Origin of the sequence: Desertimonas flava (assembly GCF_003426815.1) — a bacterium.
Lineage (GTDB): Bacteria > Actinomycetota > Acidimicrobiia > Acidimicrobiales > Ilumatobacteraceae > Desertimonas > Desertimonas flava.
The window spans coordinates 310,402-336,529 of the sequence record NZ_QKYK01000001.1; the positions used below are offsets into that span (position 1 = coordinate 310,402).

The following is a 26,128-nucleotide window of genomic DNA, read 5'->3' on the forward strand; positions in this document are numbered from 1 at the left end:
ACCATGAAGAAGAAGAGGACTGCCGTCGCCGGGGTCGCCGCGCTCGGGCTCGTCGCCGGGGCGACCGCCTTCACGGGCACGGCATCGGCCGGGGGCGAGACCGTCGAGCTGACGTTCCAGAGCCTGTCGGACCTCGAGCCGACCGTTGCCGCCACCGAGGCGATCGTCGACGCCTGGAACGAGGCCAACCCGAACATCCAGGTCGACCTGGTGCAGGGCAGCTGGGACAACGTGCACGACCAGCTCGTCACGCAGTTCGCCGGCGGCACGGCCCCCGACATCATCCACGACGAGGCCGCCGACATCATGGGCTTCGCCGAGCAGGGCTACCTCGCCGACATCACCGAGTATCTGTCCGAGGACGTCAAGGCGGCCGTGTCGGACGAGCTCTGGCAGACGGTCACGTCGTCGGACGGGGCGATCGTCGCCGTCCCGACGTTGCTCCAGTCGTACGTGGTGTTCGCCAACACCGCCGCGTTCGAGGCGGCCGGGGTCGAGCTGCCCACCGGCGAGACGCTGCCGTGGGACGACTTCGCCGCCCTCGCCGCGTCGCTGACCGGCGACGACAGCTACGGCCTCGGGTGGGGCCTGAGCTCGCCGGCGGCAACGGTGATGAGCCTGTCGCTCGGCTTCGGCGGCGACTTCTTCACCGTCGACGGCGACGACATCACGTTCGAGGTCGGCGAGGCCGAGCTCGAGGTGCCGCGGCGCATCCACGAGATGGCGTACACGGATCAGTCGATCGACCCCGTGTCGCTCACGCAGAGCGGCACCGACGCCCTCCAGGGCTTCTTCGGTGGCGACTACGCGATGCTCGTCGGCGGCAGCTTCCTCGCCCGCTCGATCGTCGACACCGGCCCCGAGGACTTCGAGTTCGTCGTGCTCCCGCCGCTCGCCGGAACGGAGGGGCCGCTGCAGGCGGCCAACCCGCAGACGATCTCGGTGTCGGTCGACAGCGAGCACCCCGAGGAGGCGACGCAGTTCCTCAACTTCTTCATGGAGGCGTCGAACCTCGCCTCGGTGGCGCAGGGGGACGTGCTCATCCCCACGTCGTCGGACGCCCGTGACGCCGTGGCCGAAGCGACGGCCGGCGAGAACGGATGGGACGGCATGCTGGCGAGCGCCGAAGGGCTGGTCCCGGGACCGTTCCAGTCGGTCGCCGACTACACGCGCTGGAAGGACCAGTACCTGCAGCCGTCGCTGCAGGCGTTCTTGGCGTCCGATTCCGGGGATCTCGAGGACCTCGCCTCCCAGCTGACCGACGGCTGGGAGCAGGCGGGCGGCTGAGGCTGATGCCCGTCACCCCCCACGACGCTTCCCCGGTCGGCGAGGACGAGCACGGAACCCTCGAGGACCGGTCGATCGCCGCGCTGGCCGGCGCGGCGATCGGCGACGCCCTCGGTGGTGCCGCCGAGGGCAACCCGCCCGAGGACATCCAGAGCCGCTACGGCGGCTACATCACCGGAATCGTGCCGCCGTTCTTCGACGACTGGCGCGACGCCCGGCCGATCGCGCCGTACCACAAGGGTGACGGGCACATCACCGACGACACGCTGATGTCGATGACGCTCGTCGACGTCTACGCCGCCGTGCGGGACCACCTCGATGCCTTCGCCATGGCCGAGCACTTCGTGCCCCGCCTGATCGGCGAGAAGCGCTGGATCCCCGAGCTCGAGACGGAGGCGCTGCTGCTACAGCGTGTCTTCCTCGCCGAGAAGTGGATGGTGGCTCGGCTCCACTACGGCCACGTCGATCCCCGCGAGGCGGGGGTGGGCAACATCGTCAACTGCGGTGCGGCCATGTACGTCGCCCCGGTCGGGATCGCCAATGCCGCCGATCCCGCCGGGGCGTACGCCGAGGCGATCGACATCGCCGGCGCCCACCAGTCGAGCTATGGACGCGAGGCGGCCGGGGTCTTCGCCGCGACGGTGGCCGAGGCGATGCGGCCCGGCGCGACGCCCACCACCGTGGCCTCGACCGCCATCGAGGTCGCCCACGATGGGACGAGGGCGGCAATCGTCGCCGTCGTCGAGGCAGCAAACGGGCTCGACGACTGGCGGGCGGCCCTGCCGGCGCTGCGGGCGGCGGTCGAGCCGTTCGACACCGTCGGTCCCCACTACCGGCAGCCGGGCCTCGATGCCCGGTTGCCCAGCCGGACCAAGGCGATCGAGGAGCTGCCGATCGCCATCGGCATGCTGCTCGTCGCCGGCGGCGACTACCGCGAGTCGGTGCTCGGCTCGGTGAACTACGGGCGGGACTCCGACTCGATCGCTTCGATGGCGGGTGCCTTGGCCGGCGCCCTCGGTGGGCGGTCGAGCCTTCCCGGCGACTGGCAGGACGCCGTGGCGTCGGCGAGCCGGGTGGACCTCGCCGCGCCCGGCGCGACGATGGCCGCCGTGACCCGCGAGATCTGGGAGCGCGACGCCGCCCGTGCCGAGGCCGTCGCGTCAGCCCGAACGTCGTACCGATGAGCATCTGGGCGCGAATCGTGCCATTCCCGCTTCTGGGCGCCGATCGTGACGGGGAGCGTCACGATTCGCGCCCAGATGCTCGGGTCGGTGGCCGATGATCCGGCTCAGCTGGACCCAGCCCGAGGACCTCGTTCCCCACGCCCTCGTCGCCGCTCGCCTCGACGGCATCGACGTGGACGATCTCGCCGCCCGCTGGCAGGCGGCCGGAGGCCCGGTGACACCCCCCGTCACCGGTGCCACACCCCTGCCGGCGGGCGACGACGTGCGTGCCCTCGGCGTCGAGCTGCTCGCCGAGCTCGACCGCCGGCCGATCCCGGCCGACCTCGCCGCCGCCGAGCCCGACGACCTCGAGTCGATCGAGCAGCTCGCGCCTAATGGTTCGTGCCAGGCACCACCCGTTGGGCGCGCCGCCGACTCGGCGGCGCCGGACGTCGACCCCGACCGGGTGCACGGGGCGTGGGTCGGCCGCGCCGCCGGCTGCCTGCTCGGCAAGCCGGTCGAGAAGGTCGGACGCGTCGGCATCCGGGCGATCGCCGAGTCCACGGGGAACTGGCCGATCGCCTCGTACTTCACGGCCGTCGGACTCGACCTCGAGATCGCCAAGGCCCATCCGTGGAACCGGCGCAGCGCCGTCAACAGCCTCGTCGAGAACATCGACGGCATGCCCGAAGACGACGACATGAACTTCCCGCTGATCGTCCTCGGCCTGGTCGAGCGCCACGGTGAGGGGATCACCACCGACCATGTGGCGCAGGCCTGGCTCGACGAACTGCCGGCGGGTCGGGTGTTCACGGCTGAGCGGATCACGTACCGCAACCTCCTCGCCGGCGACGAGCCCGATGTCGCTGCCGTGCGAGGGAACCCGTTCACCGACTGGATCGGCGCCCAGATCCGCACCGACCTGTACGGCTGGGTCGCCCCCGGCCAGCCACGGCGGGCCGCCCGCTTGGCCTGGACCGACGCCCGCCTCAGCCACCGGCGCAATGGCGTCTACGGAGCGATGTTCGTGGCCGCGGCGACGTCGATGGCGCTCGTGGCCGACAGCGTCGACGACTGCATCGCCGCCGGCCTCGGCGTGGTGCCGGGCGGCAGCCGGTTCGCCGCGGCGATCCGGCGCGGGGTCGAACTTGGACGAAGCGATGCGACCGACCAAGCTGCGATCGACATGATCTACGACGAGTACGGACACCTCCACTGGGTCCATGCCATCAACAACTCGGCCCTGTGCGCCTTCGCCCTCGCCCGCAGCGGGGGCGACTACGAGACGGCGATCACCGCCACCGTGTCGGGAGGCTGGGACACGGACTCGAACGGTGCCACCGTCGGGTCGATCTGCGGGGCTCTCGCCGGAGCGTCGGCCCTCCCCGGCCGCTGGACCGAGCCGCTGCGTAACCGCCTGGCGACGAGCGTCCGCGGTTTCGACGGCATCGGCTTCGACGACCTCACCCGCCGCACCATCGAGGCGAAGCTCCCGTGAGCGGGACTTCCTGCCCGAGTACTGAAGGGCGCCCGAGTACCGGAGGGCCGGAAACGGGACCTTCCGTACTCGGATGGTTGGCGTCGGCCGGGGGGAGCGCAGGCGTCGGAGGGCGGCGATGAGCGGCGTCATCGTCGTGGGCAGTGCCAACCTCGACCTCGTCTACCGAGTCCATGCGCTGCCGGCCCCCGGTGAGACCGTGCTCGCCACCGGCGCCGCCAAGCACCCCGGCGGCAAGGGCAACAACCAGGTGATCGCCGTTGCTCGCGCCGGGGCGCCGGCCACGTTCGTCGCCGCGATCGGCGCCGACGCCGACGGTGACCTGCTGGTCGCCGCCCTCGAGCAAGCGGGCGTGACGCTGCTACTCCGCCGACCGGCGACGCCGACCGGCACGGCGCTGATCACCGTCGACGACGCCGCGGAGAACTCGATCGTCGTCAACTCCGGCGCCAACAACGACCTCATCGACCTCACCGACGAGGAGCGGACAGCCGTCGCCTCGGCGTCGATCCTGTTGATGCAGCTCGAGACGCCGCTGCCCACCGTCATCGCTGCCGCCGCGGCGGCACGAGCTGCCGGCACGGCCGTCGTGCTCAACGCCGCACCGTTTCGCCCCTTGCCGCCCGAGCTGCTCGCCCTCGTCGACCTGCTCATCGTCAACGAGGTGGAGGCTGCGGCCGTCGGCGAGGAGCAGCTGGCCCAGGTTCCCGAGTGCGTCGTCACGCTCGGCGCCCGTGGCGCCGTCGTTCGCGACCGCACCGGCGTCTCGACCGCCGTCGCCTCGCCGAAGGTCGACGCCGTCGACACCACCGGCGCGGGCGACACGTTCTGTGGTGCGCTCGTCGCCGCTCTCGACGACGGCCTCGGCCTTGCCGCCGCGGCCCGCTTCGCCGTCGCCGCCGCGGCGCTCTCGGTGCAGCGCGAGGGAGCCGTGTCGTCGATCCCGACGCGCGCCGTCATCGACGAGTTCCTCGCCAGCCTCGAATGAGCCCGCAGCCCGGCGACACGACCAGCGCGATGAGCGATGAGGCCACGTGGCGGCCTCATCGCTCATCGCATCGATCGGCGGCACCATGAGCGGCGACTTCGACCCGCTGGTGCCCCGGCCGATCGACCGGCCGACGATCGTCGACCTCGACGGGCCGGGCGACGTCGAGGCGATGGACGGGACCAAGATCTTCGCCGCGCCCGACGATCCGGCCGACTGGCCCCGCTGGCGCGCCCAGCTGGCCGCATGGCGCGACGGCGCCCGGACCCGCGTCGGCTATGACGACGCGGCGTACCGCGACGACCGCACGGCATGGGCGAGCCGCTACTTCAGCGTGGCGCTCACCTGGCTGTGGGACGAGCGGCTCTTCGACCACGCCACGCAGCGCTTCACGCCGGGCCGGTTCGTCGTCGAGACAGCCCACTTCGGCGGTTTCGACGCGATCGTGCTTTGGCACGCCTATCCCATCATCGGCATCGACGAGCGCACGCAGTACGACTTCTACGACGTCCCCGGGCTCGGCGACCTTGTCGCCTGGTTCCACGACCGCGGCCTTCGTGTGTTCGTCGACTACAACCCGTGGGACACTGTCACGCCGTACGACCACGCCGCCGAGACGCGAGCGGCGGCAGTGTCGCTCGGTGCCGATGGCGTGTTCCTCGACACGATGAAAGAGGGCGGCGCCGAGCTGGTGGCCGCACTGCGCTCCACCGACCCGCCGATGGTGCTGGAGGGCGAGTCGAAGGTGTCGCTCGCCCGCATCGCCGACCACCAGATCAGCTGGGCCCAGTGGTTCGCCGACGCGGTGCAACCCGTCCCCACGGCTACCGGGGCGCCGGGGGTGATGCGGGCCCACTGGTTCGAGCGGCGGCACATGCAGCACCACACCCGTCGCTGGAACCGCGACCACAGCGAGGAGCTGCAGTCGGCGTGGATGAACGGCGTCGGCCTCGTCGTCTGGGACGCCGTGTTCGGGTCCTGGGTCGGATGGAACGATCGTGACGCGTCGACGCTGCGGGCGATGGTCCGGGCCCAGCGGGTGCTCGCCGACCTGCTCATCGACGCCGACTGGACGCCGCTGACCGACGCTTCGCCCGAGGCGATGGCCGCCGGGGTCTTCGCGTCGCGCTGGACTCGCGGGGAGACGACGCTGTGGACGATCGTCAATCGCGGTGTCACCGACTACACAGGCCTGGTGATCGCCGACGACGTCGCCGCCGAGATCTCCGGCGGCGCATGGCTCGACGTGACCGGCGGTCGAACGGTGGGTGCCGACCTGGCCGTCACCGTCCCCGCCCGCGGGCTGCTCGGACTCGTCCACGTTGCCGGCGCCGTCGCCGCGGAGATCACAGAACTGGCGGCCGCCGCGGCAGCGGACGAGCGCTCGACCGATGCGTCGTTCCCGGCTCGGCCGGCCGTTCGGGTCCAGCCTGCGCGGTCGACGTCCAAAGTCGTTCCGAGGACGGCGATCAATCTCGCTCCGGGACGGCGCCAGCTGACCGTGACCTACCGGCAGCGGGAGACGGGCATGTACGACGGAGCGCCGTACGTGGAGGAATGGAAGCCCCTGCCGCCCCGCCTGCACGCCGCCATGTCGACCGTCGTCGACGTCGAGGTCGGCGCCGTCGCCGTGGCGTCGCTCGAGGTGACCGTCGGCCAGTTCGCCCGCTTCGTCGACGAGTCTGGGTACGTCCCGGCCGTCGGCAACCGGTTCGTGGCCGGTGGCGACACGCGGTCCGCCGAGGCACCGGTCGTCAACGTCTCGCTCGCCGACGCCCGGGCCTACGCCGCGTGGGTCGGCGCCCGCCTCCCCACCGAGCACGAGTGGCAGCTGGCGGCCAACGCCGAGGGCTTCCACCGGGCCGAACCGCTGGTGTGGAACTGGACCGAGAGTGAGCACACTGACGGCATCACGCGCTTCGTCATGCTCAAGGGCGGGTCGGTTTACGACCCGCTCCGGGTCGGTGTGCCGGATGGGGCCGGCGAGGATCCCGCCGACACCCCGGGCCGTGAGTGGTACTTCGACGGCGGCGCCCGGGAGCCGGAGTTCTCGGCCAAGCTGCTGCTCGCCGGGCTGGGCGTCGAGCGCTCGCCGCAGATCGGCTTCCGCATCGCCTGGGACCTGGAGGCCTGACCGTGAGTGGTCCGTTGGAAGGCGTGCGCGTGCTCGACGTGTCGACGCTGTTCGCCGGGCCGCTCGCCGCGATGTTCCTCGGCGACTTCGGCGCCGACGTGATCAAGGTGGAGCACCCGCGCCGGCCCGACGCCGCCCGAGGCCACGGCCCGCAACGGGAGGGCGTCAACCTCTGGTGGAAGACGCTCGGTCGCAACAAGCGGACGGTCACGCTCGACCTCTCCCAGCCCGACGGCGCCGATCTGCTGGTGGGCCTGGCCGAACGGGCCGACGTCCTCATCGAGAACTTCCGTCCCGGCACGCTGGAGCGTTGGAACCTCGCGCCCGAGCGCCTGCACGCCGCCAACCCGCGGCTGGTGGTCGCCAGGGTGACGGCGTTCGGTCAGGTGGGGCCGTATGCCGGACGGCCCGGGTTCGGGTCGCTCGCCGAGGCGATGAGCGGGTTCGCGGCGATCACGGGCGAGCCCGACGGCCCGCCGACGCTGCCGCCGTTCGGACTCGCCGACGGCATCACGGCGCTGGCGACGAGCTTTGCCGCCGTCAGCGCCGTGCGCCACGCCGAGGCGACGGGGGAGGGGCAGGTGATCGACATGGCGATCATCGAGCCGATCCTGATGATGCTGGGCGGTCAGATCACGGCGTATGACCAGCTCGGCATCGTGCAGGAACGCCATGGCAACCGCTCGGTCAACAACGCGCCGCGCAACGTCTATCGCACCGCGGACGGCGACTGGGTTGCCGTCAGCACGTCGTCGCAGTCGATCGCCGAGCGGGTCCTGCGCCTCGTCGGCCGCCCCGAACTGATCGACGAGCCGTGGTTCGCCACCGGGCACGAGCGCGCCCAGCACGCTGACGAGCTCGACGACGCGGTCGGCTCGTGGATCGCCGCCCGTCCGACCGCCGAGGTGATCGCCCGTTTCGAGCAGGCCGAGGCCGCCATCGGCCAGGTCTACGACGTGCGCGGCGTGATGACCGATCCGCAGTACGAGGCGCTCGGCACCGTGCGCACCGTGGACGACGACGAGCTCGGTCTGGTCAAGATGCAGAACGTGCTGTTCCGCATGTCCCGCACGCCGGGCGACATCCGCTGGACGGGCCGCCCGCACGGCCACGACACCGCCGAGGTGCTGGGCGAGCTCGGCCTGACCGCCGACGAGATCGCCGCCCTGCGCGCGCGAGGCGTGGTGTGAACGGGCATCGACGTGCGGGAGCGGCCTGCGTGGCCGGGGAACGCAGTGAGAGGCGTGGTGTGAACGGGCATCGACGTGCGGGAGCGGCCTGCGTGGCCGGGGAACGCAGTGAGAGGTGTGGTGTGAACGGGCATCGACGTGCGGGAGCGGCCTGCGTGGCCGGGGAACGCAGTGAGGGAGCGGTATGACCACCGGAGAGCAGATCGCGATCACGTCGCTCTACGTGCCGGGCGACCGGCCGGAACGGTTCGACAAGGCGGTGGCCACCGGCACCGATGTGGTCATCCTCGACCTCGAAGACGGCGTGGCGCCGGCCAACAAGGCCACCGCCCGTGAGGCCGTCGTCGCCTGGGTCGCGGCTCGCGAGAGCGGACCGCCGGTCATCGAGGTGCGGGTCAACGCCGGCGATGGCGACGATCTCGCCGCGCTGCGCGGCCTCGAGGATGCGGTCGTCGTCAAGGTCCCCAAGGTCGAGTCGTCTGCCGACATCGATGCCGTGATCGCCGTGCTGCCGGGCGCTCGCATCAGCGCGTTGATCGAGACGGCACTCGGCGTCGAACGTGCCCTCGAGATCGCCGCCCACCCGGCCGTCATCGACGTGTCGCTCGGCGAGGCCGATCTCGCCAGCGATCTCGGCAGCCGTCACCAAGCGGTGCTCGACCATGCCCGCATCCGGCTCCTCTTCGCCGCTCGCGCCGCCGGCAAGGCGGCGCCGATGATGTCGGTGTACGCCGACATCGCCGACCTCGACGGCCTGCGTGCCGACACTGAGCGGGCCAGGGCGATGGGCTTCGTCGGGCGCACCGCCATCCACCCCTCGCAGGTGGCGGTCATCCGCGCCGCCTTCGCCCCCGATCCCGCCGATGTGCAATGGGCGAACGACGTGGTCACGGTGATGGCGGCCGGCGGTGTCACGACACTGGCCAACGGCGAGATGGTCGACCCGGCCATGCTCGGCCGGGCTCGGGCGATCCTCGCTCTGGACGCCGCCCAGCACCGCTGACGTCAAGTAGACATCAGCCATGGGTTCCTTCGCCGACAAGCCGACCATCCGGGGGACGCTGGTGACGCTCCGTCCGATCGTGGCGGCCGACGCCGATGCGATGTTCGCCGGGCTCGACGATCCGGAGGCGAAGCGGCTGACCGGCACCCACCGGGAGTTCACCCGCGAGGTCATCGAGCAGTGGGCGGCGTCACGGATCGAGCAGGATGACCGCCTCGATTTGGCCATCACCGACGCCCACACGGGTGCCTGGGCGGGCGAGCTGGCGATCAACGACTGGGATCCCGACAACCGCAGTTGCGGGATCCGCATCGCCGTCGACGCCGCCTATCGAGACCGTGGCGTGGGCACCGAGGCCATGCGCCTCGCCATCGACTACGTCTTCGAGTCGTTGCCGATCCATCGCCTGTCGCTCGAGGTCTTCTCGTTCAACCCCCGGGCGATCGCCGTCTACCGCAAGCTCGGCTTCATGCAGGAAGGGGTGCTGCGGGACGCCCTCCTGTGGGACGGCGAGTTCCATGACACGATCCTGATGAGCATCCTCCGCCCCGACTGGGAAACGCGCTGACCCATCCGAGTACGGAACGCCCCGAATCGGGCCCTTCCATACTCGGATGAAGGATCGTCAGGACCGCCGGCAGCGGTGGTCAGGCAGCGGTGGTCAGGCAGCGGTGGTCAGGCAGCGGCGGTCCAGACAGCGGCGGTCAGACAGCGGCGGGCGACCAGGGCTGGAGCCACGGCGTCGCCGGCCAACCCTCGGCGGCGGCCATCAGCTCGAACGCCGTGGCGCCGTCGACGGCCTCGCGCACCATGTCGGCGTGGCCGGCGTGGCGGGCGATCTCCTCGATGAGGTGCATCAGCACCCAGCGCACCGTCCAGTTGTCGAGATCCTGCGGGTACCAGGGCACGCCCTTGGGGACCGGCACCGGTTGGTCGAGGTCGTCGATCGAGCGGATCACGGCCTCGGTCTCGGCGGCGACCTCGTCGAGCCGGGCGAGGACCCCTTGCACGGTGTCGCCGGGGCTGAACCGGAATCCCTCCATGTAGTCGTCCTGCCCGGTCGCCGGGCGCTGCCGCTGGGCGACGAGGTCGATCCAGCTCTTCTCGGTGCTGGCGACGTGCTTCAACAGGCCACCGACGCTCAGCGAACTGCAGGCCGCGGCCAGCCCGGCCTGCTCGTCGGTCAGGCCGAAGATGGCGAACCGCAGCCCGTCGCGCTGCTGGCGGATGTAGGCGAGCAGTTGCTCGCGCTCGTCGGTGATCACGGGTGCTTGTCCTGGCATGTGACCATCATCCGCGTCGAAAGTGGTCATCCACTGTCCACGTTTCGTGGATATCCGGAAATTCCTGTGCTTCTCCGGTTGCAGAAACGCAACCGGAGACGGCTGAGAATCAGGATTTGGGGGTCCGCGTCACTGGGGGCTGAGCAGTTCGGGGGCGTCCTCGCCGCGTTCGGCGGCGTAGTCCTGGCGCGACTTGTCGATCGCGTGGAGCGTCTGCAGCACGAACTGGTGATTCGTCCCGACGATCCAGTCGTACGACTGCTGCGGCGGCGCCAGCTGGTCCTGGAAGTGGGGCATCACGTACTGGGCGAACAGCTCGTAGGAACGCAGCGTCGCCGGCCAGTCGGCCAGATCGCCGCCGAACACGAGATAGGTGCCGAACCCGCCGGACTGGTCGATCAGCCGCTGGATCTGGGCGATCGCCATGTCGGGCGTGCCCACCACACCGGCGCCGGTGTCGTTCATCTCCCGGATCCGGCCCTCGTAGTCGGTGGCCGCCGAGGGCGCGGTCGGGATCACGTGGCCGAGGTAGTCGATGACCCGCTCGAAGCCGTACCGGCAGTCGTCGAGCGCCTGCTGTTCGGACTCGGCGATGTGCATCGGGCCCATCATCCGCCACTTGCCGCGGTCGACGGTGCGACCGGCCTCTGCGGCCTGCTCCTCCATCACCTTCCAGTGACCGGCGAGGTTCTCGAATCCCGCCGGGTTGGTGGCGGCGACGGACAGCAGCCCGACGCCGTGGCGGCCGGCCAGCTTTGGGCCCGACGGTGAGATCGAGGCGGCGACGGCGATGTCGAAGTTCGAGTAGGGGCGCAGCTGCAGGCGTCCCTCGACCACCTTGAACCAGTCGGTCTCGGCGCTCACCGTCTCGCCCCGGAACAGGGCCATGATGACCTCGAACGCCTCCTCCATCATCCGCCGCTGCTCGTCGACGACGATGCCGAGCATCGCCGCGTCCGACGCCAGCTGGCCCGGACCGGCACCGAACATCATGCGGCCCTTGGTGAGGTGATCGAGCATCAGGATGCGGTCGGCGAGGATCAGCGGATGGTGGTACGGCAGCGAGTTGACGCCGGTGCCGAGCTTGATCCGCTGCGTGCGCTGGGCAGCCGCGGCGATGAACACCTCGGGGGAGGCGATCGTCTCGAAGCCGCTGGAGTGGTGCTCGCCCACCCAGAACTCGTCGAAGCCGAGCTCGTCGAGATGCTCGGCGAGCTTGAGGTCGCGGTGCATCGACAAGGTCGGGTTCTGGCCCGTCGGATGCATCGGCGGCAGGAAGACGCCGAACTTCAGTGGGTGCTTCGATCCGTTGGCGCCGTTGAAGTCGGCGTCGGCGGAGCTGTCTGTCATGTGGTCCCCCCGGACGTTGCGGACGGACCGACGGTCCGCCTCGAGCGACACGCGGAGCCTATGAAGCGAGAGGCGCCACCGAAGAGACGTAGCGCGGGAACGATCGACCGTTCGGCCCAGGAGCCCAGCGGACGCGAGCCGGGCCCGACCGTGACGAAGCCGTCACGATCGAGCCCCGGACGAACTCGATGGGATCAGCGCTGGGCGGTCAGTGCCCGTCGCCGCCCTTGTCGCCGGTCCCGTCGCCGGCCTTGTCACCGGCCTTGTCACCGGGGATGATGTCTTCGATCTTGTCCTTGATCTTCGAGAACAGGCCGCCGGCCTTCTCCTTCGCCTCGCCGGCGAACTCCTTGGCGGCGTCGAGAGCTTCGCCGGCCTTCTCCTTGGCGGTGTCGAGGATGTCGCCGGCCTTGTCGGCCACCGACGATCCGGCATCCTGCGCCGCGTCGGCGGCCCCGGCTGCGGCGTCCTGGGCCGAGTCCGCCGCGTCGTGGATCTCGTCGCTCATGCTGGTCCTCTTTCGTGTGGGCGCCCGGGTGCTCCCGCTGTCCCGGGTCGAGTACATCGGGGGAGCACGCGGACCTTAATCGCGTTTCGGCGTCCGCAGTTGGCTGGTGGCTGCCCGATGGAGCCGCTCCTCTATCGCCGCTCCTTAGGCTGAAACGTGGAGTGACGGAGTTCGTCGCTCCGGACCGATGAGTTTCCGGGGCTCGCTCCGTCGAAACCCACGACGGGAGGCGCGTCCCTGGCGCCTACCGTCGACTACACCCCCTGGAACGCCCCCGCTCGTTCCCCACCACTTGAGGAAGGGCCTCTCCTCGTGACTGCTACGACAACGTCCCCCACCACCGATCTGCGCACCGCCGAAGCATCCCGCGGTGCGCCCGAGGAGCGCTACGCCGTCGTCGCTCGCGGCCTGGTGAAGCACTACGGCGACAACGCCGCCCTCGCCGGCATCGACCTCGAGGTCGTCGCCGGCACCGTCACGGCCGTCCTCGGCCCCAACGGCGCCGGCAAGACCACGGCCGTACGCATCCTCACCACCCTCACCGACGCCACGGCCGGCACGGCGACCGTCGCCGGGTTCGACGTCGCCACCGAGGCGGCCGAGGTACGACGCCGTATCGGGCTCGCCGCCCAGGACGCCACGGTCGACCACCTGCTCACCGGTCGCGAGAACCTGGTGATGCTCGGCCAGCTCCACCAGCTGACCAAGAAGGAGGCCGTGCAGCGGGCGCAGCAACTGCTCGAGGACTTCTCGCTCACCGATGCCGCCGACCGTGTGGTGTCGGGCTACTCCGGTGGCATGCGCCGTCGACTCGACCTGGCCGCGACGCTGGTCTCGCGCCCCGAGGTCCTGTTCCTCGACGAACCGACCACCGGGCTCGACCCCCGGGCACGCGCCGAGCTGTGGGACGTGCTCGACACCCTCGTCGGCCGCGGCACCACGCTCGTCCTCACCACGCAGTACCTCGAGGAGGCCGAGCGCCTGGCCGACGACATCATCGTGGTCGACCGCGGCCGAATCATCGCCCGCGGCGACTCGCGCACGTTGAAGCGCGAGGTCGGCGGCGACCACATCCATGTCGTCGTCATCGACCCCGGCCGTCTCGACGACGCAGCAGCCATCGTCGGATCGGCGACCGGGGCCGACGTGACCACCGACCGAGACGCCCGGTCGGTGAACGCTCCCACCACCGGCGGCGTCGACACCTTGATCGCCGTGGCTCAGGCGCTCCGTGATGCCGGTGTGGCGGTCGACGATCTCAGCATCCGCCAGCCGACCCTCGACGACGTCTTCTTGACGCTCACCGGCTCGGACACCCACGAGGAGGACTCATGACCGCCATCACCATCGACTCGTCGACCCCCCGGTCGAGTGCGCACGTCCCCGCGGCTCGTGGCGTCGTCCACGACAGCTGGGTCATCGCCAAGCGCGGTCTCGTCCACATGCGACGCCAACCCGAGGCGCTGAGCGACGCGACGATCCAGCCGATCATGTTCGTGCTCCTGTTCGCCTACGTGTTCGGCGGCGCCATCCCGCTCCCGGGGGGCGGCAACTACCGCGAATTCCTCATGGGCGGCGTGTTCGCCCAGACGATCGTGTTCACCGCGTTCGGCGTCGCCCTGGCGCTCGCCAACGACCGCAAGAACAACGCCGTCGACCGCTTCCGGTCGCTGCCGATCGCCAAGGGATCCGTCCTCGCCGGGCACGCCATCGCCAACCTCGTCAAGGCCCTGCTGCCCATCGTGCTGATGTCGCTGTGCGGACTGGTCGTCGGGTGGCGGATCCGCAGCGGCTTCATCGACGCCGTCGGCGGCTACCTCCTGCTGATCGCCTTCGCCTTCGCGATGATCTGGATCGGGGTGCTGCTCGGCAGCGCCGTCGCCACTCCCGAGGGGGTGACGGGAATCGCCTTCGTGGCACTGTTCCCGCTCACGTTCGCCGCCAGCACGTTCGTGCCGCTCACCCGGCAGAACGCCGACGGCACCTACTCCAACACGATGCCCCGGGTGCTGCAGACGGTGGCCGAGTGGAACCCGGTGACGACGCTCGCCAACGCCGTGCGCAAGCAGTTCGGCAACCCGGTCGGCGACCCCGGCGCCCAGCCATGGCCGATCGAGCACGCCGCGCTCTACACCATGCTGTGGGTCGTCGGCATCGTCGTCGTCTGTGCGCCGCTCGCCGTTCGCGTCTACGAGCGCTCGATCAAGAAGTAGTGCTCCTAGTGGTCTGTCGTCGAGTTGGTGAGGTGGATCGCGCCGCTGGGCTCGTCGCTGGCAAGGCGCGAGGACGAAGGAATACGCCAGGTCTTTCGAGGACGAGCAACGCAGCCAGCGGCGAGATCCAGCAAGCGAGACACCTGATCAATCCGGCGACAGACCACTAGCACGGCGAGAACGGAGCTTGCGATGCCCACCGAGTTGCCAGCCGACCCGGCGGGCGCCGCCGACGAGCGCACCACACTGTCCGAATTCCTCGACTACCAGCGCGCCGTCATGCTCCGCAAGGCCGAGGGTTTGACCGACGAGCAGGCCAGGGTCGCCGCGTGCCCGCCGAGTCCGATGACGATTCTCGGACTCGTGCGGCACCTCGCCGACGTGGAGCGCAGCTGGTTCCAGCGGGGTATCGCCGGGAGGGAGGCGCCGCCCCGCTTCTACGGTGCCGCCCACCCCGACGGCGACAACGACGGCGACTTCAACGCTCCGCCCGGCGCCACGCTCGACGACGCGCTCGCCGCGCTCCAGGCCGAGATCGCCGAGAGCCGTGCGATCTTGGCCGCGGCGTCGCTCGACCAGCTCGAGACGCGCCCGGAGCGCCCGTACAGCGTGCGCTGGATCGTCGTGCACATGATCGAGGAGTACGCGCGACATCTCGGTCACGCCGATCTCCTGCGTGAGGCGATCGACGGCTCGACCGGCGACTGATCCGGCGCACCGCCGGATCGGGTCCGACCCGCCGCGATCACTGCGACACTGATCGCCATGGGATCCGAACGGTCGGCAGCGAGCGACGGCTCGGTCGAGGTGCTCGCCGGTGGCGTGGCCAACGCCGGCGCGGTGGTGCGCGTCGGCGATCACGTGCTGCGTCCGACGTCGACGCACACCCCGGCGATCCACCGCTATCTCCACCACGTACGAGCGGCGGGCTGCGATGCCGTGCCCGAGGTCGTCGGGCTGGAGCCGGACGGGCGTGAGCGGCTGGTGTTCGTCGATGGTGACGTGCCCCTGCCTCCCTTTCCTGCGTGGTCGTACGCCCCGGCCACGCTCGCCTCGACGGCCGCCCTACTCCGCCGGATCCACGACGCCTCCGTCGGCTTCGACGCACACGGGCTGTCGTGGAGCACCGAGATGGCCGATCCCCGGGCCGGCGGTCGCGACGACGTGATCTGCCACAACGACGTCTGCCCCGAGAACGTCGTCTATCGCGGCGGCGTCGCCGTCGCCATCGTCGACTGGGAGTTCGCCGCGCCCGGACGCCGGCTCCACGACGTGGCTGCGCTGGCGCGCATGTGCGTCCCCATCGACTCGCCCGAGGACGCGGCCCGGCTCGGACGGGGCGCCTCCGACCCTTTTGGTGGGATCGCCGCCGTCGCCGACGGCTACGGTCTCTCCGATGGGGACCGCGTTGAACTGGTGGAAGTGCTCGGTGGACAGATCGAGCGGGGTGGGGCGTTCGTGCAACGCCGGGTGGATGCGGGCGATGAAGCCTTCATCGCGATGTGGGAGGCGATGGGTGGGGCGGCCCGATTCGAGCGGCGCCGCAGGTGGTTTGACGACAATCGCCAGCGCTTGGTCGACGCTGTCACGTAAAAGTTACGCGACCACAACACACCAATCGCTCGCGGCGAGCGTCTGAGTAACCCGTGAACATCACCAAGCCTTTCCGGGTCCTGCGTGTCGCGACGGCGATCGCCGCCACTACGGCCACGCTGGCTGCTTTCGGAGCGGGGACGACCTCAGCGGCCGCCCCCGCCCCTGCCCAAGTCGCCATCGACGACTCCCAGCTCGAGCTGGCCAAGCTCGGCCTGGTGATGTACGGCCTCGACGACATCGCCGGCACCGCCGCCCCCGGGGTGTGTCCGATCCTCACGTCCGACAAGGTCGGCTTCTACATGGGTCAGCTCGGCTGGGCCGGGACCTTGAACGGATACATCGCCGACGCGTCGTCGTTCGACGACATCGGCGGCCTCGGCGCCGTGTGCGGGCCCAACCCGGGTGACTTCATCGACACGCCGGATCCGGCAGCACCGTTCGCGTTCCAGATGGAAGCCCATCGCGTCGACATCACGAGCCTCCAGCAGCTGGTCGATGCACTCGGGCTCACGCTCGAGGTGTCGATCCATCCCGAGCCGACGCTCGGCGGCGAGATCGTCGCCCAGTGCGGCAGCGGCCGCCCGCGCGTGATGTGCTTCGGCGCCTGGCTGCGTTCCGGGTTCCTCTTCTTCTACTTCATGGCGGCCCCCGACGATCCCGTCGACGACGCCAAGGCCGAGCAGTTCATGGTGTCGATGATCCCCGAAGCGGTGAGCACACTCGCGGCCTACCAGTCCGCCAGCAGCTCGCCGACGACCGTTGCGCCGACACCGGCCCCGACCGTCGCTCCGACGCCGGCCCCGACGGTGGCTCCGACGCCGGCCCCGACGGTGGCTCCGACGCCGGCCCCGACGGTGGCGCCGACGCCTCCTCCGACCGCGGCCCCGACGCCTCCGCCGACCGCAGCGCCGACGCCCGCCCCGACGGTCGCGCCGGCTCCGATCAGCGACAGCCTGTTGGCGTCGGCCGTGGCCAAGGCCCGCGTCATCTCGCAGGACGCCACGGCCGGCACGCTCGGCGGCGACTCGCCGTGCCCGTTCATCGCCGGTGATCGGATCACCGCCCAGCTCGCCGCCTACGGCGTCACCCACGACGGCTCGGTCTTCCGGCCTTCGATCTCGGCCGACACCTCGAGCACCGACGTGCGCGTCGTCTGCGGGCCCGGGGCGAGTGATCCGGCGACCACCACGGTGCTCGTCTCGGCGTTCGCCCTCAACGCCGACCCATTCGCCACCTACGTGCAGAGCCTCGGTCTCGGCGCCCCGTCCGCCACGCCCGACCCGGCGGTCGGCGGGGAGTTCGCCGCGGGGTGCCCGGCGACGCCCGCTCCGGCCGTCGCCTGCTACGCCACGTGGCACCGCAGCGGGCTCGTCGTCACGTTCACGGTGTCGGGTCCCGCCGGCACGCTCACCGACGGCCACGCCTACGCCCTGCTGACCAGCCTCGTCCCCGAGATCGTCAACAACGTCGTCAACTACTGATCGTTCGTCCCGAGCAGCGCGGCCACGGCTGCGCTGCTCGGCGACACGCGGTTCACCGGCGAGTTGAGGACGAGCGTCGTCGTCGTTCGCGTCACCCCGGGAGCGGTGAGCACGGCCTCGACCACGTCGTGCAGATGCTCGTTGTCACGGGCGACGACCCGGCAGAAGAGATCGCCCGGCCCGGTGATCTTGTGCACCTCCAATACCTCGGGCACGGTGCCGATGACGTGGAGGGCCGAGGACTCCTGGCCCTGGGCGATCTCGAGCGTCATGAAGGCCAACACCCCGAACCCGGCCGCCTTGAGATCGACGACCGGCTCGTAGCCGGCCACGACGCCATCTCGCTGCAATCGGTCGAGGCGGGCCTGCAGGGTGTTGCGGGCGACGCCGAGACGCCGGGACAGCTCGAGCATGTTCGGCCTGGTGAGCGGGGCCAGTGCGTCCATCAGGTCGCGATCGGTGATCGCCATGGCTCGACACTACAAAGTGTTCAGCATCTTGCCGATTCATCGACAACATGCGCTGGCCGCGCTCGGCATGTTGACCACACATGATCGATCGGCTTCCGTACGCATATGAGCGCACCAACGACCGCAGCAACCGCCGTGCCGCCCGCCGCCCACCTCCGCGGTTGGGACTGCATCGAGTTCTGGGTCGGCAACGCCCGCACCACCGCCGGGTTCCTCATGTCGGCGTTCGGGTTCCGCTGCACCGGTTACGCCGGTCCCGAAACTGGACGCCGCGACAAGGCCAGCTATGTGCTCGAACAGGGCGACATCCGCCTCGTGGTGTCCGGCGCCCTCGAGGCCGGCTCACCCATCGCCGACCACGTCCGTACCCACGGCGACGGCGTCCACGACCTCGCCTGGGTGGTCGACGACGCCCGTGCGACGTACGAGGCGGCGATCAACCGTGGTGCGCGAAGCGTCCGCGAGCCGTGGATCGAGCACGACGACAACGGCGATCTCGAGTTGGCCCAGGTGGCCACGTACGGCGAGACGGTGCACACGTTCGTCGACCGCCACAGGTACCGGGGCGGGCTCGAGCCGGGCTACACGAACGACAACCTGCCCAACCCCACGGTCGGCCCGGCGGTGGGCCTCGTCGCCATCGACCACGTCGTCGGCAACGTCGCCGAGGGCCAGCTCGACACGTGGGTGCAGTTCTACGCCGACGTCATGGGCTTCTCACCGCTGGTCCACTTCGACGACGACCAGATCCGCACCGAGTACTCGGCGCTGATGTCCACCGTCGTCTGGGACGGCAGCAAGATCGTCATGCCGATCAACGAGCCGGCCGAAGGCCGCAAGAAGAGCCAGATCCAGGAGTACATCGAGCACTACGACGGCGCCGGTGTTCAGCACATCGCCCTGCGCACCGACGACATCGTCGCCGCCGTCCAGGCGCTCCGCGATCGCGGCGTGCGGTTCATGACCGTGCCCGACACGTACTACGCCGAGGCCAAGCAGCGCCTCGCCGAGTTCGACCTGCCGTGGCCGGAACTGCAGCGCCTGAACATCCTCGGCGACAAGGACCACGACGGCTACCTGCTGCAGATCTTCACCGAGACGATCACCGATCGCCCCGCCGTCTTCTTCGAGATCATCGAACGGCACGGCGCGAAGGGATTCGGCGAGGGCAACTTCAAGGCGTTGTTCGAGGCCATCGAGCGCGACCAAGCCCGCCGCGGCAATCTGTGATGCAGCGCTCCTTGATGGGGGCGGAAACGTGGTGAGGCCCCATCCCCGGGTGGCCGGGCTGCCGCGGTATCAGCCCGGACGTTCGGAAGCGGACGCGATGGCGGCGTACGGGCTCGACTCGGCCGTCAAGCTGGCGTCCAACGAGACGCCGTTCGGGCCGCTGCCGGGCGTCGCCGATGCCGTGTCCGCGGTCCTTGGCGGGATCAACCGCTACGCCGACCACACGGCCGACGCCGTCGCCCGATGCTTCGCCCACCGCGTCGGCGTGGACCGCGACCACGTCGCCGTCGGTCCGGGCGCCGTCGGGCTGCTCGAGCAACTGGCTCTCGCCGTCGCCGGCCCGGGCGACGAGGTCGTGTATCCGTGGCCGAGCTTCATCGCCTATCCGCAGTTCACGGGGCTCGCCGGGGCGACACCGGTCGCCGTCCCGCTCGTCCGCCAACGCTTCGACACCGATGCCGTGATCGCGGCGATGTCCGAGCGCACCATGCTCGTCCTGCTCGCCAATCCCAACAACCCGACATCGACCGCGCTCACCGCCACCGAGCTCGATCGGATCGTCGACGCGGCCCCCGAACAGTGCCTCGTCGTGATCGACGAGGCATACCGCGAGTTCGTCACCGACGTCTCGGTCCCCGACGCCATCGCCCGCTACGCGGACCGGCCCAACGTCGCCGTCCTGCGCTCGATGTCGAAGGCCTACGGGCTCGCCGGGTTGCGGGTGGGATTCCTCGTCGCCGACCCGCTGGTCATCGCGGCCGTCGACGCCTGCGCCACACCGTTCGGAGTGAACGCCGCCGGCCAGGCCGGCGCACTCGCCGCGTTCGAACAGGACGACGAGGTCCGCCGCCGGTGCGCCATCGTCGTCGCCGAGCGGGACCGGGTCGCCCGAGCGCTGCGCCATCTCGGCGTCGGGGTACCGGTGAGCCACGGCAACTTCTGGTGGCTCGCCGCCGGCTCCGGAGCGCATCCGCTCGCCGAGGCGCTCGAACGGCGTGGCGTCGTCACCCGGCCGCTCGACGGTGGCGTGCGGGTCACGGTCGGAACGCCGGCCGAGAACGACCGCTTCCTCGCCGCCCTCGAGGCGTGCCTGAACGATGCCCCCGACCTGCTCAGCGGTTGGACGATCGCGACGGGACAGCAGGCCCAGCGGGCAGCCCGATGGCTCGACCGGCTGGAGTCGGCGATGACGCGCCTCGCGTCACACCTCGACCGCGAGCATCCCGGTCGCACGGCACCCGTGCCGGGCGAGGACGAGACGTGGGACGCCGGGCAGGTCTGGGCCCACGTCGCCGAGTTCGGCCAGTACTGGCTCGGTCAGCTGACGGCGATCCTCGACGCGGCCTCGACGGAGCCGGTGCCGTTCGGACGCACCCGCCGAGATGCCGGGCGCATCGAGGCGATCGAACGCGGACGCCACGACGACCCGGCCGAGCACCTCGCCGTCGTCACCGCGTCGGCGGGGCGTCTCGCCGAATTGCTCGCCGGGATGACGAATGAAGACTGGGAACGCGCCGGTGTCCATGAGACACTCGGGGTGATGGATCTCGACGATCAGCTCCGTCATTTCCACGTTGGCCACTACGAAGAGCACGCCGACCAGCTCGATTCGATTCTGCACCGTTCCCCGGCCACGCAGGCCGGGGCGCCGGCTCCTTCCGCCAGCGCTCCAGTCGCCTCCCCGCTCGAACGCCGGGACGCTCTCTGGCGCTCGCTGGACTCCGGACGGGAGCCGCCGTGATGTCCTGGGTCGACGTCCCGGAGGGGTCGGACTTCCCGATCGAGAACCTCCCGTTCGGCATCTTCCGGCCGCGTGACGAGGAGCCCCGCGTCGGCGTCCGCATCGGTGACCACGTCGTCGACGTGGCCGCCGCCGGGATCGAGCCCGACCTCGCCGCCCGGCCGTCGCTGAACGCGCTGATGGCCAGCGGCCATGGCGGGGCCGTGCGCGAGCGCGTCGCCGAGTTGCTCACCGGACCCGAACGACCCGACGTCGTCCACCCGATCGCCGACGTGCAGGTGCTGATGCCGATCGACGTCGTCGACTACATCGACTTCTACTCGTCGATCCACCACGCCACGAACCTCGGCCGCATCCTGCGCCCGGACAGCGAGCCGCTCCTGCCCAACTGGCGGCAGCTCCCCGTCGCCTATCACGGACGGGCCCGCACCGTGGTCGTCAGCGGAACCCCCGTGGAACGCCCGGCCGGGCTCGTCGCCGACGCATCGGGAACCGGCCGGCTCACGCCGACCCGAGCGCTCGACATCGAGCTGGAGGTCGGGTTCCTGGTCGGCGGTCAACCGGCCGCGCGCATCGAACCCGACCACGCCGACCGCCACGTCTTCGGTGTCGTGCTCCTCAACGACTGGTCGGCCCGCGACATCCAGGGCTTCGAGTACCAGCCGCTCGGCCCGCACCTCGCCAAGAGCTTCGCCACGACCATCTCGCCGTGGGTGGTCACCCTCGAGGCCCTGCGTCCGTATCTCGTGGAACCGCCGGCGCAGGAACCGCCGCCCGATCCGTACCTGCGGGCGGCTCTGCCCTGGGCTGTCGATCTGGAGCTGCGCGTCGAGCTCAACGGGACCCCGATCACCGCCACCAACTTTTCCCACATGTACTGGACGTTCGCCCAGCAACTCGCCCATCTCACCGTCAACGGGGCGCCGGCGGGTTCGGGTGACCTGTTCGGCTCCGGCACCGTCAGCGGCCCCACCAAGGGCGAGCGCGGCAGCCTCATCGAGCTCACGTGGCGCGGGGCCGAACCCCTCACCCTGGACGACGGAAGCACCCGGACGTTCCTCGAGGACGGCGACACGGTGACGGTCCGCGGATGGTGCGGAGGCGGCGACCGTCCGCGCATTGGGTTCGGCGAGGCGACCGGCACCATCGTGCCGACCCCGGAGGCGCCATGACGTACTACCGAACCGTCGGAGCGATCCCTCGGAAGCGGCACACCCTGCATCGCGTCGACGGTCAGGTGTGCGTCGAGGAACTGGTGGGGGAGGAGGGGTTCTCCGGTCCGTCGAGCCTGCTGTACCACCGCCACTCGCCGAGTGCGATCGTCGCGATCGAATCCGTCGACATCGACGAGCCGGTGTTCGGCCCGAACCTGCCGGTCACGCCGCACCATCTCCGGACCGGCGACGTCCCGGCCGGCGACGACGCCGTGACCGCCCGCACGGCCCTGCTCGGCAACGAGGACGTGGAGATCGGCGTCGCCACCGCGACGCGCACCAGCCCGCTATATCGCGACGCCGTCGGCGACCAGCTCGTGTACGTGCAATCCGGGTCGGCCGTGCTCGAGAGCGTGTTCGGGCGCCTGCCCGTCCGCGACGGCGACTACGTCGTGATCCCCACCGGGATCACCCATCGCTGGGTGATCGAGGGGGACAGCGGCGTCGAGCTGCTCGTCGTGCGGTCCCGCAGCCACATCGGCGTGCCGCGCAAGTACCTCACCCCCACCGGGCAGCTGGCCGAGGGCGCGCCGTTCTCGGAGCGCGACCTGCGCGGGCCCGAGCCCGAACCGTTGCTCGTCGAGGGTGCCGACGTCGACGTGCTGGTCCGCGCGCGCGCCGGATGGAGCCGTCACGTCCATCGCGACCACCCGTTCGACGTCGTCGGCTGGGACGGGTGTGTGTACCCGTGGGCGCTCAGCATCCACGACTTCGAGCCGATCGTCGGACGCATCCACCAACCGCCGCCCGTCCACCAGACGTTCGCCGGCGACGGCTTCGTCGTCTGCTCGTTCGTGCCGCGCTTGTTCGACTTCGACCCGCACGCCGTGAAGGTCCCGTACCACCACGCCAACGTCGACTCCGACGAGGTCTTGTACTACTCGGCCGGTGACTTCATGAGCCGATCGGGCTCGGGCATCGGGGTCGGTTCGATCAGCCTGCACCCAGCCGGGTTCACGCACGGGCCCCAGCCGGGCAGCCGCGAGCGGAGTGAGGAGCAAGCGGAGACCGCCGAGGTCGCCGTGATGGTCGACACGTTCCGGCCGCTCGGACTGAGCGACGCCGCCCGGGCGATCAGCGACCCGGACTACCCGTGGTCCTGGGCCGGCGGGCGCTGAGCAACCGCTCCGAACGGCCCGCGCGAGTGCGGACGACGCCCGCGCGAACCGAAGCACGCGGCACGGCCAGCGACTAGACCATCGGGATGGCGCCGCCAGCTCTCGACGGGACAACGATGCGAGCGGCGCGGGCCGCTCTCGTCGAGCGCCGCGACCTCACGGGATGGGCCTTGGCGACGGCGCTGTCCGCCCAGGCCGACGAGTGGCTCGTCCGTCTCGCCGGACGGCTGCCGGCGGGGTGGTCACTGGCGGCGACCGGTGGCTACGCACGCGGCGCGCTGTGTCCTGGTAGTGACATCGACGTGCTGCTCCTGCACCCCCAGCGGGCGTCCGACGACCAGGCCAAGGAGATCGCCGCCCGTATCTGGTACCCGTTCTGGGACGCCAAGCTGAAGCTCAGTCCGGCGGTCCAGTCGCCACGAAGCGCGCTCCAGCTCGCCTCAGACGACCTCGTCACGGCGACGTCGCTGCTCAACGTCCGGCACCTCGCCGGCAACGAGCAGGTGGTCGCCGAGCTTCGTGAGGGCGCCCAGCAGCAATGGCGCAAGCGTCCGCTGCCCTGGCTGCACCGGTTGCTGGAGGCCACCAGGCAACGCTGGGCGACCGCCGGGCCGGTGAGCTCGTTGCTCGAACCCAACCTCAAGGACGGTCGGGGCGGGCTACGTGACCACGACGTCCTGCGCTGGGCCGTCGAGTCCGGGCGCGCCGATGTCGTGGCGTCCCTCGAGGCTCCACTCGGTGAGCTCGCCGCCGCCGCCGACCTCCTGCTCAGCGTGCGCTGCGAGCTCCACCGGGCCACCAGCCGGCACAGCGACGTGCTGACGCTGCACGAGCAGGACGTGGTCGCCGCCGCCTTCGGGGACGAGCTCCCGCTGCTCCACGTCGACGGCGACGCCGACCGCGGCGGGCGCACCGATCCCGCCGATCGTCTGATGCACTCCGTGTCGACCGCGGCGCGCAGCATCGAGTGGGCCGGCGAGCGGTTCTGGCGGCGCGTGGAGCGGATCCTCGACGGCTCGGCCGGCGACGGAGCCGCCGGCCCGCGTCGTGTCGGCCGGCTCGAGCGGATCGTCGAACGCGGGCGGCGCAACCGGCCGACGCGGCCGACGCCCGAGCCGATGCCGGGTCTCGCCGTGATCGGTGACGAGCTCCATCTGACCGACGCGGCCGACGTCGACGATCCGGCCCTGTTGTTCCGGGTCGCCGGGGTGTCGGCGCGCAGCGGCATCCCCCTCAGCCGGGAAGCGCTGACCGCCCTTCGGTCGCTGCCGGCGCGCGACGGCTCGGCGCCGTGGACCGAGTCCATGCGCAAGGAGTTCGTCGGGCTGCTCGGCGCGGGGGAGCCGATGATCGGCGTCGTCGAGGCGCTCGAGCACTACGGCCTGTTCAGCCGGGCGCTGCCGGAGTGGGAGCACGTTCGGAGCCTCCCGCAGCGCAACGCCTTCCACGTCTACAACGTCGACCGTCACCTGCTGCAGACGATCGCCAACGCCGCCGGCTTCGTCCGTGCCGTCGGCCGGCCGGATCTGTTGCTGGTCGGCGCGCTGTTCCACGATCTCGGTAAGGGCTACGAGCGTGATCACAGCGACCTCGGGGTGGATCTCACGCGGCTGATCGGCCCGCGCATGGGCTTCGCGCCCGACGACGTGGAGACGATCGCCGTGCTCGTCCAGCACCATCTCCTGCTCGTCGAGACGGCGACGCGCCGCGACCTCAATGATCCACGGACGGCGGCCAACGTGGCCGACGCCGTCGGGACCGCGGAGCGACTCGATCTCCTGCGCGCCCTCACGGAGTCCGACGCCACGGCCACCGGTCCGTCGGCGTGGTCGACCTGGAAGCGGGCCCTCGTCGACGAGTTGGTGCGGCGCGTCCACGAGACGCTCGACGGGCGCCCGACGCAACCCTCCGGGGTCGACCCCGGCGCCCGGTTCGCCGACCTGGTCGAGCAGGTCCGTTACGGGGGCGGAGTGGCCAGCGAGGTGGACCACGACGGTGAGTTCGTGGTGTTCCGCGTCGCTGCCGCCGACCGGGCCGGCCTGTTCGCCACGGTCGTCGGCACGCTCGTGGTGCACCGGGTGGACATCGCGACCGCCGAGGCGTGGAGCACCAGCGACGGTGTGGCCGTCCAGCAGTTCCAGATCCTGCCCGATCAGGACCCGCCGCCGTTCGGCCGCGTGCAGAACGACCTCGCGGCGGTGGTCGGCGGCTCGCTCGATCTGGAGGATCGGCTGGCCGCTCGGATCGACGAAGCCCGGAGGCGTGCCCGCCGGCGGGCCATCGCCGCGGCGGCGCCGAGGACCGAGGTGCTGGTGAGCAACGAGGCGAGCGACTCGACCACGATGATCGACGTGCGAGCGCCGGACGGCCCGGCGGTGCTCTACCGTCTGGCCGCTTCGCTCGCCGACTTCGGCGTCGACATCCGCACGGCGAAGGTCGCCACCCTCGGGCACGAGGTGGTCGACGTGTTCTACGTGCAGCGGCCCGAACCCGGCGCCGGCCAGATCCCGATCGAACAGCATCAGGCGCTACGCGACCTGTTGTACGCCGCAGTGTCGCTCTCGTGACGGCAGCCGGCTGACCTGTCCTGAGCTGGCGTCCGCAGGCCGCCGGACGACGAGGGTGTTACGGTCGCCGTGGGATCTGGTTGATGGGCACCAG

General features: G+C 70.8%; 21 protein-coding genes and 1 pseudogene. 18 read left to right on the forward strand and 4 right to left on the reverse strand.

Annotated elements, in window-relative coordinates; all coding sequences use genetic code 11:
• Positions 1-3 precede the first annotated feature (3 nt).
• The 8 genes from DN771_RS01505 to DN771_RS01540 all read left to right on the forward strand — a co-directional run bounded on the left by DN771_RS01505 (position 4) and on the right by DN771_RS01540 (position 9,831).
• A complete protein-coding gene (locus DN771_RS01505; protein ID WP_116995545.1) occupies positions 4-1,287 on the forward strand; it encodes an ABC transporter substrate-binding protein in 1,284 nt (427 codons plus the stop codon).
• A gap of 5 nt (positions 1,288-1,292) precedes the next feature.
• On the forward strand, positions 1,293-2,471 hold the full coding sequence (locus tag DN771_RS01510; protein ID WP_116995546.1) for an ADP-ribosylglycohydrolase family protein: 1,179 nt from the start codon (positions 1,293-1,295) through the stop codon (positions 2,469-2,471).
• Positions 2,472-2,565: 94 nt separating this feature from the next.
• A complete protein-coding gene (locus tag DN771_RS01515) occupies positions 2,566-3,948 on the forward strand; it encodes an ADP-ribosylglycohydrolase family protein (protein ID WP_116995547.1) in 1,383 nt (460 codons plus the stop codon).
• Positions 3,949-4,066: 118 nt separating this feature from the next.
• Positions 4,067-4,936 (forward strand): ribokinase, encoded by an 870-nt coding sequence (locus DN771_RS01520; protein ID WP_116995548.1) that lies wholly within the window; start codon positions 4,067-4,069, stop codon positions 4,934-4,936.
• 46 nt (positions 4,937-4,982) lie between these two features.
• On the forward strand, positions 4,983-7,070 hold the full coding sequence (locus DN771_RS01525) for a formylglycine-generating enzyme family protein (RefSeq protein ID WP_205528358.1): 2,088 nt from the start codon (positions 4,983-4,985) through the stop codon (positions 7,068-7,070).
• Between the two features lie 2 nt (positions 7,071-7,072).
• Positions 7,073-8,260: a CaiB/BaiF CoA transferase family protein gene (locus DN771_RS01530; protein WP_116995549.1), complete on the forward strand. Its 1,188-nt coding sequence runs from the start codon at positions 7,073-7,075 to the stop codon at positions 8,258-8,260.
• Positions 8,261-8,444: 184 nt separating this feature from the next.
• Positions 8,445-9,263, forward strand: a complete 819-nt coding sequence (locus tag DN771_RS01535; RefSeq protein ID WP_116995550.1) for an HpcH/HpaI aldolase/citrate lyase family protein — start codon at positions 8,445-8,447, stop codon at positions 9,261-9,263.
• Between the two features lie 19 nt (positions 9,264-9,282).
• Complete coding sequence (locus DN771_RS01540) at positions 9,283-9,831, forward strand: GNAT family N-acetyltransferase (RefSeq protein WP_116995551.1); 549 nt, start codon at positions 9,283-9,285, stop codon at positions 9,829-9,831.
• 136 nt (positions 9,832-9,967) lie between these two features.
• Here DN771_RS01540 and DN771_RS01545 read toward each other — a convergent pair whose 3' ends face one another.
• The 3 genes from DN771_RS01545 to DN771_RS01555 form a co-directional block, all read right to left on the reverse strand.
• Positions 9,968-10,546, reverse strand: a complete 579-nt coding sequence (locus DN771_RS01545) for a DinB family protein (RefSeq protein WP_116995552.1) — start codon at positions 10,544-10,546, stop codon at positions 9,968-9,970.
• Between the two features lie 129 nt (positions 10,547-10,675).
• A complete protein-coding gene (locus tag DN771_RS01550; protein WP_205528359.1) occupies positions 10,676-11,896 on the reverse strand; it encodes an LLM class flavin-dependent oxidoreductase in 1,221 nt (406 codons plus the stop codon).
• A 208-nt stretch (positions 11,897-12,104) separates the two neighbouring features.
• Positions 12,105-12,404: a hypothetical protein gene (locus DN771_RS01555; protein ID WP_116995553.1), complete on the reverse strand. Its 300-nt coding sequence runs from the start codon at positions 12,402-12,404 to the stop codon at positions 12,105-12,107.
• 312 nt (positions 12,405-12,716) lie between these two features.
• Here DN771_RS01555 and DN771_RS01560 point away from each other — a divergent pair, with 312 nt between their 5' ends.
• The 5 genes from DN771_RS01560 (at position 12,717) to DN771_RS29930 (ending at position 17,694) form a co-directional block, all read left to right on the forward strand.
• Positions 12,717-13,739, forward strand: coding sequence for an ATP-binding cassette domain-containing protein (locus DN771_RS01560; protein WP_227462241.1), 1,023 nt, complete (start codon positions 12,717-12,719; stop codon positions 13,737-13,739).
• Positions 13,736-14,617: an ABC transporter permease gene (locus DN771_RS01565; protein ID WP_116995554.1), complete on the forward strand. Its 882-nt coding sequence runs from the start codon at positions 13,736-13,738 to the stop codon at positions 14,615-14,617. The genes DN771_RS01560 and DN771_RS01565 overlap by 4 nt, the downstream gene beginning before the upstream one ends.
• 192 nt (positions 14,618-14,809) lie before the next feature.
• Positions 14,810-15,325 carry a DinB family protein gene (locus DN771_RS01570; RefSeq protein ID WP_116995555.1) on the forward strand — a complete coding sequence of 172 codons (516 nt, stop codon included), beginning with the start codon at positions 14,810-14,812 and terminating at the stop codon, positions 15,323-15,325.
• 57 nt (positions 15,326-15,382) lie between these two features.
• Complete coding sequence (locus DN771_RS01575; RefSeq protein WP_116995556.1) at positions 15,383-16,210, forward strand: phosphotransferase; 828 nt, start codon at positions 15,383-15,385, stop codon at positions 16,208-16,210.
• Positions 16,211-16,263: 53 nt separating this feature from the next.
• On the forward strand, positions 16,264-17,694 hold the full coding sequence (locus DN771_RS29930) for a hypothetical protein (RefSeq protein WP_193615335.1): 1,431 nt from the start codon (positions 16,264-16,266) through the stop codon (positions 17,692-17,694).
• On the opposite strand, the gene DN771_RS01585 is transcribed toward DN771_RS29930, so the two are convergent.
• The gene (locus DN771_RS01585; protein ID WP_116995557.1) at positions 17,688-18,164 is read right to left on the reverse strand and encodes an Lrp/AsnC family transcriptional regulator; all 477 of its coding nucleotides are present in this window, start codon (positions 18,162-18,164) and stop codon (positions 17,688-17,690) included. The two genes, DN771_RS29930 and DN771_RS01585, sit on opposite strands and share 7 nt — an antisense overlap.
• Before the next feature lie 105 nt (positions 18,165-18,269).
• On the opposite strand from DN771_RS01585, the gene hppD reads away from it, so the two are divergent.
• The 5 genes and pseudogenes from hppD to DN771_RS01610 all read left to right on the forward strand — a co-directional run bounded on the left by hppD (position 18,270) and on the right by DN771_RS01610 (position 26,034).
• On the forward strand, positions 18,270-19,394 hold the full coding sequence (gene hppD / locus DN771_RS01590) for a 4-hydroxyphenylpyruvate dioxygenase (RefSeq protein ID WP_116995558.1): 1,125 nt from the start codon (positions 18,270-18,272) through the stop codon (positions 19,392-19,394).
• Positions 19,395-19,422: 28 nt separating this feature from the next.
• Positions 19,423-20,487, forward strand: a pseudogene (locus DN771_RS30800) (histidinol-phosphate transaminase); the annotation flags it as partial.
• Between the two features lie 647 nt (positions 20,488-21,134).
• A complete protein-coding gene (gene fahA / locus DN771_RS01600; RefSeq protein WP_116995560.1) occupies positions 21,135-22,307 on the forward strand; it encodes a fumarylacetoacetase in 1,173 nt (390 codons plus the stop codon).
• Positions 22,304-23,467: a homogentisate 1,2-dioxygenase gene (locus DN771_RS01605; RefSeq protein WP_116995561.1), complete on the forward strand. Its 1,164-nt coding sequence runs from the start codon at positions 22,304-22,306 to the stop codon at positions 23,465-23,467. The genes fahA and DN771_RS01605 overlap by 4 nt, the downstream gene beginning before the upstream one ends.
• Positions 23,468-23,553: 86 nt before the next feature.
• The gene (locus DN771_RS01610; protein WP_116995562.1) at positions 23,554-26,034 is read left to right on the forward strand and encodes a [protein-PII] uridylyltransferase; all 2,481 of its coding nucleotides are present in this window, start codon (positions 23,554-23,556) and stop codon (positions 26,032-26,034) included.
• Positions 26,035-26,128: the final 94 nt, after the last annotated feature.

Excerpts from the sequence above, each read along its gene's own strand:
- DN771_RS01555 (WP_116995553.1), bottom strand. The coding sequence starts at position 12,404 with ATGAGCGACGAGATCCACGACGCGGCGGACTCGGCCCAGGACGCCGCA.
- DN771_RS01515 (WP_116995547.1), top strand. The coding sequence starts at position 2,566 with ATGATCCGGCTCAGCTGGACCCAGCCCGAGGACCTCGTTCCCCACGCC.
- DN771_RS01570 (WP_116995555.1), top strand. The coding sequence starts at position 14,810 with ATGCCCACCGAGTTGCCAGCCGACCCGGCGGGCGCCGCCGACGAGCGC.
- DN771_RS01535 (WP_116995550.1), top strand. The coding sequence starts at position 8,445 with ATGACCACCGGAGAGCAGATCGCGATCACGTCGCTCTACGTGCCGGGC.
- hppD (WP_116995558.1), top strand. The coding sequence starts at position 18,270 with ATGAGCGCACCAACGACCGCAGCAACCGCCGTGCCGCCCGCCGCCCAC.
- DN771_RS01605 (WP_116995561.1), top strand. The coding sequence starts at position 22,304 with ATGACGTACTACCGAACCGTCGGAGCGATCCCTCGGAAGCGGCACACC.
- DN771_RS01565 (WP_116995554.1), top strand. The coding sequence starts at position 13,736 with ATGACCGCCATCACCATCGACTCGTCGACCCCCCGGTCGAGTGCGCAC.
- DN771_RS01540 (WP_116995551.1), top strand. The coding sequence starts at position 9,283 with ATGGGTTCCTTCGCCGACAAGCCGACCATCCGGGGGACGCTGGTGACG.
- DN771_RS01510 (WP_116995546.1), top strand. The coding sequence starts at position 1,293 with ATGCCCGTCACCCCCCACGACGCTTCCCCGGTCGGCGAGGACGAGCAC.
- DN771_RS01585 (WP_116995557.1), bottom strand. The coding sequence starts at position 18,164 with ATGGCGATCACCGATCGCGACCTGATGGACGCACTGGCCCCGCTCACC.
- DN771_RS01575 (WP_116995556.1), top strand. The coding sequence starts at position 15,383 with ATGGGATCCGAACGGTCGGCAGCGAGCGACGGCTCGGTCGAGGTGCTC.
- DN771_RS01610 (WP_116995562.1), top strand. The coding sequence starts at position 23,554 with ATGGCGCCGCCAGCTCTCGACGGGACAACGATGCGAGCGGCGCGGGCC.
- DN771_RS01545 (WP_116995552.1), bottom strand. The coding sequence starts at position 10,546 with ATGCCAGGACAAGCACCCGTGATCACCGACGAGCGCGAGCAACTGCTC.
- DN771_RS01505 (WP_116995545.1), top strand. The coding sequence starts at position 4 with ATGAAGAAGAAGAGGACTGCCGTCGCCGGGGTCGCCGCGCTCGGGCTC.
- DN771_RS01520 (WP_116995548.1), top strand. The coding sequence starts at position 4,067 with ATGAGCGGCGTCATCGTCGTGGGCAGTGCCAACCTCGACCTCGTCTAC.
- DN771_RS01550 (WP_205528359.1), bottom strand. The coding sequence starts at position 11,896 with ATGACAGACAGCTCCGCCGACGCCGACTTCAACGGCGCCAACGGATCG.
- fahA (WP_116995560.1), top strand. The coding sequence starts at position 21,135 with ATGTCCTGGGTCGACGTCCCGGAGGGGTCGGACTTCCCGATCGAGAAC.